Origin of the sequence: Pseudoteredinibacter isoporae (genome assembly GCF_040372805.1) — a bacterium.
In the GTDB taxonomy this organism is placed as follows: Bacteria; Pseudomonadota; Gammaproteobacteria; order Pseudomonadales; family Cellvibrionaceae; genus Pseudoteredinibacter; species Pseudoteredinibacter isoporae_A.
In genome coordinates this window covers 1,039,183-1,052,654 of sequence record NZ_BAABWJ010000001.1, presented here as the reverse complement: position 1 = coordinate 1,052,654, position 13,472 = coordinate 1,039,183, and the positions used below count along the sequence as shown (strand labels likewise).

General features: G+C 49.7%; 12 protein-coding genes. 5 read left to right on the top strand and 7 right to left on the bottom strand.

Features of this window, described 5'->3' with window-relative positions:
- Positions 1–47: 47 nt before the first annotated feature.
- The gene (pyk, locus tag ABWW03_RS04715) at positions 48–1,481 is read right to left on the bottom strand and encodes a pyruvate kinase (RefSeq protein ID WP_353406690.1); all 1,434 of its coding nucleotides are present in this window, start codon (positions 1,479–1,481) and stop codon (positions 48–50) included.
- Positions 1,478–2,503 carry a type I glyceraldehyde-3-phosphate dehydrogenase gene (gap, locus tag ABWW03_RS04710; RefSeq protein WP_353406689.1) on the bottom strand — a complete coding sequence of 342 codons (1,026 nt, stop codon included), beginning with the start codon at positions 2,501–2,503 and terminating at the stop codon, positions 1,478–1,480. The genes pyk and gap overlap by 4 nt, the downstream gene beginning before the upstream one ends.
- A gap of 203 nt (positions 2,504–2,706) precedes the next feature.
- Between gap and ABWW03_RS04705 the strand changes: the two genes are divergently transcribed.
- Positions 2,707–3,549, top strand: a complete 843-nt coding sequence (locus ABWW03_RS04705; RefSeq protein ID WP_353406688.1) for an SIS domain-containing protein — start codon at positions 2,707–2,709, stop codon at positions 3,547–3,549.
- 40 nt (positions 3,550–3,589) lie between these two features.
- Here ABWW03_RS04705 and ABWW03_RS04700 read toward each other — a convergent pair whose 3' ends face one another.
- The 4 genes from ABWW03_RS04700 to edd are packed head-to-tail and all read right to left on the bottom strand — an operon-like array spanning position 3,590 to position 8,266.
- Entirely contained in the window at positions 3,590–4,213 is a 624-nt protein-coding gene (locus ABWW03_RS04700) for a bifunctional 4-hydroxy-2-oxoglutarate aldolase/2-dehydro-3-deoxy-phosphogluconate aldolase (protein WP_353406686.1), read from the bottom strand.
- A gap of 37 nt (positions 4,214–4,250) precedes the next feature.
- Positions 4,251–4,964 carry a 6-phosphogluconolactonase gene (pgl, locus tag ABWW03_RS04695; RefSeq protein WP_353406685.1) on the bottom strand — a complete coding sequence of 238 codons (714 nt, stop codon included), beginning with the start codon at positions 4,962–4,964 and terminating at the stop codon, positions 4,251–4,253.
- Between the two features lie 9 nt (positions 4,965–4,973).
- Positions 4,974–6,431 (bottom strand): glucose-6-phosphate dehydrogenase, encoded by a 1,458-nt coding sequence (gene zwf / locus ABWW03_RS04690; RefSeq protein ID WP_353406684.1) that lies wholly within the window; start codon positions 6,429–6,431, stop codon positions 4,974–4,976.
- A gap of 29 nt (positions 6,432–6,460) precedes the next feature.
- Positions 6,461–8,266: a phosphogluconate dehydratase gene (gene edd, locus ABWW03_RS04685; RefSeq protein ID WP_353406683.1), complete on the bottom strand. Its 1,806-nt coding sequence runs from the start codon at positions 8,264–8,266 to the stop codon at positions 6,461–6,463.
- 313 nt (positions 8,267–8,579) lie between these two features.
- Between edd and ABWW03_RS04680 the strand changes: the two genes are divergently transcribed.
- The 4 genes from ABWW03_RS04680 to ABWW03_RS04665 all read left to right on the top strand — a co-directional run bounded on the left by ABWW03_RS04680 (position 8,580) and on the right by ABWW03_RS04665 (position 12,068).
- A complete protein-coding gene (locus tag ABWW03_RS04680) occupies positions 8,580–9,458 on the top strand; it encodes a D-hexose-6-phosphate mutarotase (protein ID WP_353406682.1) in 879 nt (292 codons plus the stop codon).
- A gap of 215 nt (positions 9,459–9,673) precedes the next feature.
- The gene (locus tag ABWW03_RS04675; RefSeq protein WP_353406681.1) at positions 9,674–10,213 is read left to right on the top strand and encodes a VOC family protein; all 540 of its coding nucleotides are present in this window, start codon (positions 9,674–9,676) and stop codon (positions 10,211–10,213) included.
- Positions 10,214–10,251: 38 nt separating this feature from the next.
- Positions 10,252–11,862 carry an FAD-dependent oxidoreductase gene (locus ABWW03_RS04670; RefSeq protein WP_353406680.1) on the top strand — a complete coding sequence of 537 codons (1,611 nt, stop codon included), beginning with the start codon at positions 10,252–10,254 and terminating at the stop codon, positions 11,860–11,862.
- Positions 11,863–11,873: 11 nt separating this feature from the next.
- Positions 11,874–12,068 (top strand): DUF2783 domain-containing protein, encoded by a 195-nt coding sequence (locus ABWW03_RS04665; protein ID WP_353406679.1) that lies wholly within the window; start codon positions 11,874–11,876, stop codon positions 12,066–12,068.
- Positions 12,069–12,113: 45 nt separating this feature from the next.
- Here ABWW03_RS04665 and ABWW03_RS04660 read toward each other — a convergent pair whose 3' ends face one another.
- Positions 12,114–13,319 (bottom strand): MBL fold metallo-hydrolase, encoded by a 1,206-nt coding sequence (locus tag ABWW03_RS04660; RefSeq protein ID WP_353406677.1) that lies wholly within the window; start codon positions 13,317–13,319, stop codon positions 12,114–12,116.
- Positions 13,320–13,472 lie beyond the last annotated feature (153 nt).

The window sequence follows — 13,472 nt, the reverse complement described above, 5'->3', positions numbered from 1 at the left end:
TTTTCATGCGTATTTAGGTATTTTAAAACAGACACTGAGCCTCGATATCAGACACTCAGAACCTTCATGGTATTCGTGCTGCCCAGAACATTATCACAGTCGCCCAGAGTTACAATCACCAAATCTCCCGCACGGACCAATTGACGATCGCGCAGGTTTTGAATCGCCATGTTCAGACGTTCTTCTTTTGGATAACTGTTGATATCGAAAGTAACCGGCATCACACCTCGGTATAAAGCGACTCGATTTTCCGTTTTCTCATGGCGGGTAAAGGCAAAGATCGGTAATTTGGAATTAATGCGGCTGGTCAACAGAGGCGTGTTGCCCGTTTCTGTCATGGAAATAATTGCCTTCACACCGAGCAAGTGGTTGGCGGTGTACATTACGGCCATAGCGATGGATTCATCCACAGCATTAAAATCCTGATGCAGGCGATGCCCAGAATGAAACGCCAAGGGGTGGTCTTCCGCACCAATAATGATTCGGTGCATCGCTTCAACCGCTTCCACCGGGTAGCGGCCGGCCGCCGTTTCAGCAGACAACATAACCGCATCAGTACCGTCTAACACCGCATTGGCCACATCAAAAACTTCTGCTCGTGTTGGCAAGCAGTTTTCAATCATGGATTCCATCATTTGAGTGGCGGTGATCACAACACGATTCAGTTCACGTGATCGTTGAATCATATGCTTTTGCACGGCCACCAATGCAGCATCACCAATCTCGACCCCGAGATCTCCACGAGCCACCATGATGGCATCAGAAGCCAGAATAATATCATCGAGCAAACCATAATCGGCGACCGCTTCTGCCCGCTCGATTTTCGCGACAATATGCGCATCACTGCCCGCCTGTTTTAAGGCCGCGCGGGCGCGCTCAATATCTTCTGCGCTACGCACAAAAGACACTGCCAGATAATCCACACCAATATCTGCCGCCAACTCGATATCGCAAAAATCTTTTTCCGTCAGCGCCGGTGCCGATAGGCCGCCACCTTCTTTGTTGATGCCTTTGTTATCAGACAGACGTCCGCCAACCACCACCAGGGTTTCAATCTTCTGGCCAACAACCTTACTAACCTCTAGCACCAAGCGACCGTCATCCAACAGCAAGCGATCACCCGCTTGGACCTCATCGGGTAACCCTTCGTAGTCCAATCCTACGCACTCGCTGTTCCCATCCAATGGTGACATGGCACTGTCCAGGACGAAACTCTGCCCTTTTTCCAGTTGCACCGCACCGTCTTGAAAACGTGCAATGCGTATTTTCGGTCCTTGCAAATCACCCAGTACAGCGACACTGCGTTTCAACTTGCTGGCCAGTTCTCGTACGTTTTTAATGCGTTGACGGTGGTCGTCCGCATCACCGTGGGAAAAATTCAAGCGAACCACATTGGCGCCAGCTCGGATGAGTTGCTCTAAGGCATCACCTTTGTCAGTTGCGGGTCCAAGGGTCGTAACAATTTTTGTACGACGGATCATGCCACCGCCTCACTGAGACGCGCGGCAGCAATCAACGCTCGAGTATTGTCGAGCATGCGATTTGCGAAGGCCCACTCATTGTCGTACCAGGACATCACCTTCACCAGATTGCCATTCACTTTGGTTTGAGTGGCATCGAAGTTGGAAGAAGCCATTTCGTGATTGAAATCCACCGATACCAAAGGCAGCTGATTGTAGGCCAAAACACCCGGCATATCTTCAGAGGCTTTGCGCAGCAACTCATTCACTTCTTCAATGCTGGTTTCGCGCTGGGCGACAAAACTGAAATCCACCAATGAAACATTGGCCGTTGGAACTCGCACGGCCATGCCGTCAAGCTTGCCGGCCAGCTCAGGCAACACCAGAGCCACCGCTTGGGCTGCCCCGGTTTTGGTTGGGATCATCGATTGTGCTGCGGCACGTGCACGATAAATGTCGCTGTGAAAGGCATCATGCACCTGTTGATCATTGGTGTAGGCATGGATCGTCGTCATTATGCCGCGCTCGATACCCAAGTCCTGATTCAACACCATTGCCAGAGGTGCAAGACAGTTGGTGGTACAGGACGCATTGGAAATAATCTGGCTATCGGCATTCAACACATGATGATTGACACCATATACAACGGTCGCATCCACATCTTTGGCCGGGGCTGAAATAATGACCTTATGCGCGCCGGCATTGATGTGGGCCTGGGCCGCTTCACGGCTGGTAAAGAATCCAGTGCATTCCAGTACCACATCAATCGCCAACTCGGCCCAAGGCAAGTCTTCTGGATTACGCTCCGAACATAAGCGAATGTCATGCCCGTTAACTCGCAGGGTGTTGCCCTGATGTTCCACCCGCCCAGAGAAACGGCCGTGCACTGAATCGAATTGCGCCAAATGCGCATTGAAATCAGCGGGCGCTAAATCATTAATGGCAACCAACTCAATGCCGCTGTGCTGCTCGCTTTCGTACAGAGCTCGAAATACATTTCGACCGATACGGCCAAATCCATTGATGGCAATTCGAATTGTCATGGAAAACCTCTTGATAGTAATGACGGCGAGGGAAACGCTATCCTTTTGTAATTTAATAAAATATTAGTTTAATTTTCGTTACAAACCAATAGATTTGTGTAACTTAATTAAATACACTTGTTTGAATTAGGCGCTTTCCAAGCTCTGATTTGCTCAACTTTTAGGGCATAATCAATAACTTAAGCGATATCCAGCGGATCAAGATGAATCTTTTAATTCAGTTACAGAAAGAACTCGCCACCCTGAGTAAATCGGAAGCGCGTATCGCTGAGGCGATTCTGGCGCAGCCCGAAGCGGCCACGAACTACACCACGGCCCAGCTGGCTCGCCTGGCTGAAGTGAGTGACCCAATGATTTCTCGCTTTTGTAAATCCATTGGCTGCAGCAGCTTTCCCGACTTCAAAGTGAAGCTTGCCAAGAGCCTTGCCAGCGAAAGTTCTTTTATCAGCAAGGCCGTGAGCCCTGGAGATAACGCCCGGGATTTAATTGAAAAACGCGTCAGCGCCAATCAGCTCGCCCTGGCTTTTATTCGCGAAGAACTGGACCCTGAACTGATCGAAAAATGCATTGCGACCCTGAAGGCATCCAAGCGCATTGAAATTTTTGGCATGGGAGGCGCGGCCGCAATTGCAAAAGACGCCCAGCACAAACTGTTTCGACTGGGGATTCCCTGTATCGCCCACGAAGATCATTTGATGCAGAGAATGTCTGCTGCCGGTGCCGATAAAGACTCCGCCATTCTGCTCTTTTCCTTTACCGGACGCACCAAAGCCATGGTGGAAGTTGCACAGATCGCTGCCGCCAAAGGTGCCAAGCTGATTGCAATAACCAGCCCCGATTCACCACTTGCCAATGAAGTTGATCTGGCCATCCCCTCTGGTAACGAGCTGGAAGACACTACTATCTATGTTCCCATGACGGTGAGAATTGTGGTCCTCACCATCATTGACATTCTGGCAACCGGTCTTGCATTGGCACTGGGTGACGATATGGATGATCGTCTGCGTGAAATCAAACACAGTCTGGACGACACCAAGACCCAATAACCCTTAGCCGCACATTATCGGTACACCATTGCTGGGTTTGTTAAGCCAGGCTGGCCGCTTCACGCGCCTTGCGTTCAATGGCATCCCAGTTCTTTTCAGCAATGTCGCTTTTTTCCAGCATCCAACTGCCACCCACACAGAGGATATTTTTCTGAGCGAGATAATCCACGGCTTTTTCCGGATTAATGCCGCCAGTGGGGCAAAAACGTAATTGTGGCAAGGGTCCGGCAATGGCTTTCAGTACTTTTAAACCACCGACCGCTTCAGCTGGGAAAAACTTCAAGTGACGAATGCCTTTCGCCAACATTTTCATGGCTTCACTGGGCGTCGCGACACCGGGCAAAATCGGAACATTCAAGACCAAAGCACGATCAACCAATTCATCGGTGTGACCCGGGCTCACCAAAAACTCGGCACCGGCAGCAACCGAATTTTCAGCGTCTTCCGCACTGATTACGGTACCTGCACCCACAATCGCATCGGGCAGTTCCTGTTTGATTTTTCGAATCGCCGCCAATCCGTGTTCCGTGCGCAAAGTGACTTCCAGCACTTTCAAACCGCCAGCCAGAAGGGCCTTGGCCATTGGCACGGCATCGTCCAAGTCTTCGATCACAATCACCGGAATGACCGGGCTGCTTGTCATTATGTCTTCAATTCTGCTCATCATTAGTCCTGACTGTTTGTCCTTAAGCGTTTTTTAGTTAAGGCGCGTAAAACACATGAATGTCTTTTTCATACTGTTGCAAAAGAGCCGCCACCGGATGATCCTCAACGGAGGCGGTTTTTGACGCCTGGTATACCGCCAGTTTTTCGGGGCCGCTGATCATCAATGCGACGGTTTTGGCCTTCAGCACGGCTTTTTTATTTAAAGTAATTCGTTCGGTGTGAGGGCCTGTCACCTTACTCGGCTGTGCATTCACAACGCTGAGCAAAGTATGTTCGTGACCGGTGTTGCTCAACGCGTCGTCAAGTCCTTCCGCGTGAGGAAACCAAGAGGCTGTATGCCCATCCGTTCCCATTCCTAACAACGCAAAGTCGAACGAACGGCCCAGCTGGTGATACCGTTCCTCAGCCTCAGACAAACCCTCTGCAGCGTTGTCCGCTTGAGTTTTCAGACCAACAATATCCACATTGTCCTGGCCACTTTTGGTAAAGCAAGCTTCGATAAATGCTTCGTTGCTGGCGCTGTGATGTTTATCAACCCAGCGCTCATCGACCAGGGCAATTTTAATACTCCGCCAATCCAAATCCTGCTGCCCCAGAGATTCATACAGCGGTTTGGGACTGCTGCCACCGGAAAGTGCAAGCAGGGCCTGGCCATATTCCTGCTGAGCAGAAGTGATGGATTCCACCATCAACGTCTGGACGGCAGCCAACATTTCCGGCTTGGCATTAAAAAATGATTCAATCAGCAAACCGAATTCCTATTGATTCTCACCGGCATTAAACCAGTTGCGTCCATCTCGACGAATTAATTCGTTGGCCGCTTCCGGCCCCCAACTTCCCGCGCGATACAAATGAGGACTTTGCTTCTTCTCGGCCCAACTATTAATGATCGGATCGATCCAGCGCCAGGCACTGCGTACTTCATCGCGATGAATAAACAGGGCCGGGTCACCGGCAACCGCATCCATCAACAGTCGCATGTAAGCATCGCCATGGGGTTTGTTGTAGTTCAAATTAAGTGTCACGGGTTCAAGTTCAACACCCATTGACTGCATATTTTTGGAAGTGATGGTCAGCTGAATCAATTCTTCTTCCTGCAGACGAATCACCAATCGATTGGGATCGATGTTTCCGGCCGATTCCTCATACACCCGGTGTGGAATGGTTTTGAATTGAATAATAATCTCAGCGCAACGCTGTCTCAATCGCTTGCCCGTACGCAAATAGAAAGGCACTTCGGACCAACGCCAATTGTCGATGAAGCACTTTAAGGCCACGAACGTTTCTGTTTCGCTGCCACTGTTCAGCTCTTCCAGATAGCCAGGCACCATGTCGCCGTTTTGTTCTCCGGCGACGTATTGACCACGCACCGTCTGCTGCCCCATATTTTCCGGGAGAATAGGACGCAAGGCTTCCAGCACTTTGATCTTTTCACTGCGGATGCTGTTGGCATCCAGTTTGTTCGGTGGTTCCATAGCCACCAGACACAAGAGCTGAAGCAAGTGGTTTTGTACCATATCGCGCAATGCGCCCACTTCGTCATAGAAGCTTACGCGCCCTTCCAAACCAACCGTTTCCGAAATGCTGATCTGCACATGGTCGATTGCTCTGCCATCCCAAAGTTGGGCAAAAATCTGATTGGCAAAACGCAACGCCAGTAAGTTCTGGACCGTTTCTTTTCCAAGATAATGATCAATGCGGTAGATATTGTTTTCAGGAAAAAACTGAGCAATGTCTTCATTGATTGACTCTGCAGAAGCTTCGTCATAACCCAAAGGCTTTTCAACCACAACTCGGCTGTTGTCATTACACAAGCCATGTTCTGACAACAATCGACAACACACAGAAAACACGCCTGGCGGAATCGCCAAATAGTACACGCGATGGTGATCAGCCTGAGCATCCAGAATATTCGCGAGCTCTTGCCATTGGCCATCGTCGCAGGAAACATCCAGCAGCAGCGTCACCACACGACGCTGAAAGCTTTCCCAGCCCTCTTGGCTAAAAACGTCTTCTCCACTCAGGTAGCTTTCCAGCTTGCCACCTAGCTTTTCAAAATAATCATCGAGATCATCCGCCTGCCTGGCGGTGACAATAATTCGGCAATCATCTTGCAGGCTGCCCGCCTGATGAGCCCGAAACAAGGCCGGAATCAATTTGCGTTCAGACAAATCACCGGTGCCACCAAAAATGACGATATCGGTTTTATTCGACATGGTTTACCCCCGCCAGACGTCGAAGATGTTTATTCTGTAAATACACTTGCACCTTGCTCCGCATTACCCACCAGAGAACGAAAACCTTGGAACAATTCCCGTCCCATACCCGTTGTCTGCTGAATATCATAGGTTTTTGCTGGCCGTTGTAACACCGACTCGTCCAACACATTCAATCGACCTTCATTGGCATCCAACTCTATCATATCGCCCGTCTTAAGCTTTGCGATAGCACCGCCTTCAATGGCTTCCGGTTGCAAGTGAATAGCGGCCGGAACTTTGCCGGACGCACCGGACATTCGCCCATCCGTCAACAGCGCCACTTTAAACCCTTGGTCCTGCAACAAACCCAGCACTGGTGTGAGTTTGTGTAGCTCTGGCATACCGTTGGCCTTGGGCCCTTGCAATCGCACCACCGCCACAAAATCTTTTTCCAACTCACCTGCATCAAACAACGTCTGTAGTTCATCTTGATGCTCAATCACAATGGCCGGAGCACACACTTTGCGATGAGCTTCATTCACCGCAGAAATTTTGATAACCGAACGCCCCAGATTGCCGCTGAGTAATTTCAAGCCACCTTCTTTGCTGAACGGTTGTTCAATGTTACTGATTACATCGGCATCAAGACTTTGTTCAATACCATTTCGCCAGGCTACACGCCCTTCTTCAAGAAACGGTTCCTGACAGTAATTTTCCAAACCCTGACCTGCGATAGTATTCACATCCGGATGCAAATAGCCGCCTTTGAGCAACTCCCGAATCAATAGTGCAGTTCCACCAGCAGCCTGAAAATGATTAATGTCCGCCTGACCATTCGGATAAATCCGACAGAGCAAAGGCACGATGGCCGACAGCTCGGACATGTCCTGCCAGTCGATCATAATGCCAGCAGCACGTGCAATGGCCACCAAATGAATCGCATGATTGGTTGAGCCACCACTGGCCAGTAAACCAACGATGCCATTGACGATCGCACGCTCATCCAGAATCTCGACCAGCGGTTGAAAACCATCAACCAATGCCGTTTGTTGCAATATGGTTTCACTGGCTTCTCGAGTCAGGGCCTCGCGTAATTCGGTATCGGGGTTTACAAAAGAACTGCCTGGCAATTGCAAACCCATAAATTCCATCAACAACTGATTGCTGTTGGCCGTTCCATAAAAGGTACAAGTACCTGCACTGTGATAAGACTGACTTTCCGATTCCAGTAATTCCTGACGCCCCACTTTTCCGGCGGCAAACAGCTGACGCACACGGTGCTTTTCAGAATTGGATATCCCGGTTCGCATGGGGCCAGCCGGCACAAACACGACCGGTAAATGGCCGAAAGACAATGCACCAATAAGCAGGCCTGGTACGATTTTGTCGCACACACCCAGGCACATGACGCCATCAAACATATTGTGAGACAAAGAGATCGCGGTAGACATGGCGATCAGGTCCCGGGAAAACAATGACAACTCCATGCCATCCTGCCCTTGGGTCACGCCATCACACATAGCCGGCACCATGCCCGCCACCTGCGCAACCGCGCCCTGCTCGCGCACGGCATCTTTAATAATATCCGGGTAGTCTTTAAAAGGATGATGGGCTGACAACATGTCATTATAAGAAGAGACAATACCGATATTTGCACTGCGGTCGACCGCCAGCACCGATTTATCATCTTTACCGCAAGCCGCAAAACCATGGGCCAAATTACCGCAGGACAAACCACTGCGGTAAACACCACGCTGACGCGCCTCACTGATTTTTTCCAAATAGCGGGTTCGGCTGTCCTGACTGCGCTCCCGTATTCTTTGGGTAACGGCTGCAACGATTGAATGGAGCATAAATTCTTATTACCTTGGCAGTAACAGAGGATTCCTTCTTATCGGGAATCTGGGGGTTCCAGAAAGCTTAACGGGATCTCGGGCAAAAAGATGCCCCCATACTGCGGGGGCCATGGATAATACTTGAAACGAGACTCAATCCATTAAAAGCTGACAGTTACACGTGACACCCGTGTAACTAAATTAAATAATACACAATGTTTGACACAAAACAAGTAATTAAATTAAATTAATCATCGCCATACCACAAAGCTTCTCCCCATAGATGTAATTCAATGACATTAGGAAGCCACACCAGGATTATCGAGACTCTATGAGCACTGTGCACCACCCCTTATTGGATTACTTTGACACCATGGACAGCAGCCGATGCACCGTGATCTGGCGCGGTTACAAGGTGTTTCTATTCAAGCAACCCTGGGGAACACTGGCGATAGCTGAGCAAGGTGCCCAAATCCTGCACTATCAACCCCGGGGCTCGCAGCCTGTACTTTGGCTCAGCGCACAGAGTGCCGGACCTGGAAAAGCCATACGTGGCGGCATTCCATTATGCTGGCCCTGGTTTGGCAGCCACCCCGAGCGGGCAGATCAACCCAGCCACGGACTGGCACGCACCGCCAAGTGGTCACTGACCGGAGAAAGCCATCAGACCGAGCAAAGCGAATGGGTTCTCGACGCCCCATCGCTAATGGAGAATATCCTCCTGCAACTCCGCATCAGCGCCAGCCCACAACGGCTTCAAGTGCATCTCCGTACAGAAAACACAGGACAGGGGATCGTCACCGTGACCCAAGCGCTGCACAGCTATCTGCAACTATCCGATACCCGCAACATCGATATACAAGGCCCTGAAAACGCCGAGTTTTACGATAAGCTTGAACAACGTTATGCCCGTCGCCAGGCGCATTCCTGGGCATTGGCCATGGACCGCATCTATCAACATCAGGGCGACACCCAGCTTTCCGATAAAGGACTCGATCGCCGGTTGCGAATCGCTAAAGAGAGCAGCAAATCAACCGTAATCTGGAACCCTGGACCCAACACCTCGCTGACCGATATCGAGCCGTCTGAGCTGTCGAAATTTATCTGCATCGAAGCAGCCAATACCGAAGAATATGATTCAGTGACATTGCATGCTGGTGAAAATTTCAGCATCGGCACCACCATCGAATGCACCCCAAACAAGAAATAAACTAATCTCATATGAGAAAATATTTCCATGCTTGCTGCATGGAAATATTTTCATTAAGTCATTGAAATAGCTAAATAAACTGAAAGAAAAAATCTACTCCCACTACACAAGCGCTCACTAAACATTCAAAAACCACTTTACATTAGTTTCATATAAGAACATTATGAACAGCATAAAGCCTGTTTTGGAATGCTAATAACACCAGTGGGGGTAGTATGAACATCAAGCAAATCCATCATGTAGCCTATCGTTGCAAGGACGCCAAAGAGACGGTCGAGTTTTATCGAGATGTTCTCAATATGGACTTTATTCTGGCTATCTCCGAGGACAAAGTGCCTTCGACCAAAGAACCTGATCCGTATATGCACCTCTTTATGGATGCCGGCAACGGCAACATTCTGGCCTTCTTCGAAATCCCCAATTCACCTCCGATGGGGCGCGACCCAAACACACCAGAGTGGGTACAACACATCGCCTTTGAGCTGGAGAGCGAAGAAGAATTGATGGCGGCCAAGGGTGAACTTGAAGCAAAAGGTATTGAAGTTCTTGGCCCAACCAACCACGAAATCATCAAATCCATCTACTTTTTCGACCCAAGTGGCCATCGTCTTGAGTTGACAGTACGCACCGACAAGCCGGGACAAATCGAAGAGCTGAATCACATCGCCCCAGAAATGCTGGAAGAGTGGAGCCAGAAGAAAACCACCGTGAAACAAGCGGCCTGGTTACACAGCGATGAATTCTCAGGCGAATAAAACAGAGACAGGATGAGTGAGATTGGGAGGCAAAACCTATGTTAAATACCTACAGTTATCCGGAATTTAAATATCAGCAATCGCCCGAGCAAGCATCGGGAGACGTCAAACGTCATCCGGTGGTCATCATTGGCGCGGGCCCGATTGGCCTCACTGCCGCACTGGAATGCGCCGCTCAGGGGATTCCAGTCATCGTACTCGACGATAACAATACGGTGAGCATCGGCTCCCGGGCAGTGTGCTACGCCAAACGCCCACTGGAAATCTGGGACCGCCTCGGCGTTGCAGCACCAATGCTTGAGAAAGGCATCAGCTGGAAAATTGGCAAGGTTTTTTTCAAGGAAAAGCTGGCATACCAGTTCGATTTACTGCCTGAAGAAGGGCACAAGATGCCCGCGATGATCAATCTCCAACAGTATTATCTGGAGGAGTACATGGTCGCCGAGTGCGAACGCCAGGAACGGATCGATCTGCGCTGGAAACACAAACTACTCAGCCTCTCCCAAAATGACGAGTTCGCTACGCTCGTCGTTGAAACCCCTGACGGGGTGTTTACCATGGAAGCTCAATGGGTTATTGCCTGCGATGGCGCCAACAGCGATACACGCAATATGCTGGACGGTGAATTCAGCGGGCAGTTTTTTCAGGATCGTTTTTTGATTGCCGACGTCGTCATGAAAAACGACTTCCCCACCGAACGCTGGTTTTGGTTCGATCCGGTTTTCCACAAAAATCAGTCTGCTCTATTGCACAAACAATCTGACGATGTGTGGCGCATCGACTTTCAACTGGGTTGGGATGCAGACCCAGAAGAAGCCAAAAAACCTGAAAATGTCATCCCCCTCCTAAAACAAATGCTCGGAGAAGAGTGTGAATTTGAATTGGAGTGGGTATCGGTGTATCAATTTGCCTGTCGCCGAATGGATAAATTCCGTTATGGTCGCGTACTGTTTGCCGGCGATTCCGCCCATCAGGTTTCCCCCTTTGGCGCTCGTGGCGCAAACACTGGTGTTCAAGACATCGACAATCTCGGCTGGAAACTGAAACTGAACCTCGACGGTAAAGCACCTGCCGAACTTGTGGAAAGCTACAGCGAAGAACGTGTATTTGCGGCCGACGACAATTTAATGAATTCAACTCGCTCTACCGATTTCATTACCCCTAAAAGCAAAAGCAGCCGTGTCTTTCGCGACGCGGTGTTGCAACTGGCTGAACAACACGAGTTTGCTCGCCCACTGGTAAACAGCGGACGGCTGTCAACCCCAACGCCTTACCTTCATTCCAGTTTAAACACTGAAGACGAAGACTCGTTTGCCGGCAACATGCGGCCGGGAACCAACTGCGCGGATGCACCAATTCAGATCGAGGGCAACAATAGCTGGTTACTGCCGACGCTTGGAGGTGAATTCACGTTGCTCGTCATCAATAATGACACCGCCCATTCTGTCGAACAGGGTGGTGTTCACGCCAAGGTACTGCGTCTCGGCCAAGACTTTGACGATAGCGAAGGTTTGGTCTCTCAACGCTACGATGGCGAGCAAGGGGCCATCTACCTGATTCGACCAGACCAACACATTGCCGCCCGCTGGCGCAGCTTTGATGAAATTAAAATCAAAGCAGCCATCGCCAAAGCCTGTTGTCAGCATTGAGGAGAGCCATCATGAGTTTGATTGTCACTGCCAATATTCCCAACCCTGACCATTTCTATAATCGCCTTATTGATATGCAACGGGATTTGAGTGAAGACGACGTGCACATGATGAATGCCAAATTGATTCTTTTACTTGCCAATCATATTGGTGATACAGCACTGTTAAATGAAGCGATGGATCTGGCCAAGCCCGCAGAATCTTAAATATTACCCAAGCATAAAAAAGCCCCTTGCGAGGGGCTTTTATTGCTACCGTTTGCGATAGGCTTCCAATAGGTCATCAACTTTACTTGACCACACAGGCTCTGTTTCCACCCCATCCCATGGAATACTTGGCCACCAACGTTGATTCTCGGGTGGCTGACTGGGTTCAAAAGCCTGACCCGGTTTAGGAATAATAATGCGACTGTCGGAATTCGATTCGTCGGCAGCCATCAGAAGACGCTCAATCGGCGCAGTCCAGGCGTGGCGAGAGAGATTAAATCCCGCCCAATGAACCGGCAACATGGCCTTCGCCTGCAGTAATTGATGAGCAATAAAAGCCTGCTCGGGGCCAAGATGATTGTCTCGCCAGAGCGGGTTATAAGCACCGATTTCAATAATGGATAAATCGAAGGGCCCAAGACGTTTGCCTACTTCAGCAAAATCCGGATGCATGGATGTATCACCGGAATACACTACGCTGTGCTCTGGTCCGTTAATCGCCCAACCCGACCATAAAGTTTTCTTATGTTCACGGCCAGACAAGGTACGACCAGAGCTGTGGCGGCTGGGTATCGAACTGATGGTCACGTCGCCCAATGTTTGTTGCTGCCACCAATCCATCTCATAAATTTTGTCCTCATTCACTCCCCAGTAACGCAAATGGGATCCGACACCGAGAGGAACATACCAGTTCAAATCTTGCTCTTTCAATCGCTTCACTGTTTCCATATCCAAATGATCATAGTGATCGTGGGATATTAGAACAGCATCAATGTCGGGAAGATCCTCAAAAGCCAACGGTGAAGGATAAAAGCGCTTGGCCCCCATAAAGCTGAATGGCGAAGCACGCTCAGACCAAACAGGATCAATCAATATACGTTTGTCATCAATTTCCAACAATAAAATAGAATGCCCCAACCAAGTCACGCGCAAACCGCTGGCCGGTGCTTGTGCATAAATATTGGCATCCGTCGCATCCACTTCCAAGGCTGGATCAGGTTCAGTATTGGGATTGGAGGCCAGGAAAAAAGCACGTGCAGCTTTCCAACGATCCACCGGTTCCTGAGCCAGGGTATTCTTGAAATACTGTCCGTCCCATTGCGGTGACCGTTCAAATTTCTCGGTAACCTTGTCATCACTTAAATCGGGTAATTTGCCAAAGGAGCTGCAGGCAGAAATATAAACAGCGACAAGCACGGCAACGAATGCAATCAGGAAGTACTTAAGGGTTGTTGATAGAGCTTTTAACATGCTACGCAAATCTTACAGAGCCGGAGTTCAGCCGGCACTGTAAGCGTGGAACGATATTTGTACAAGTAAGAGAGTGTTAACTTAACGATTCTCTACACGCCCTTCATCGGTCGAACCTGCAGGTCTTACTTCCGAGTATGGAATCCAGACTCT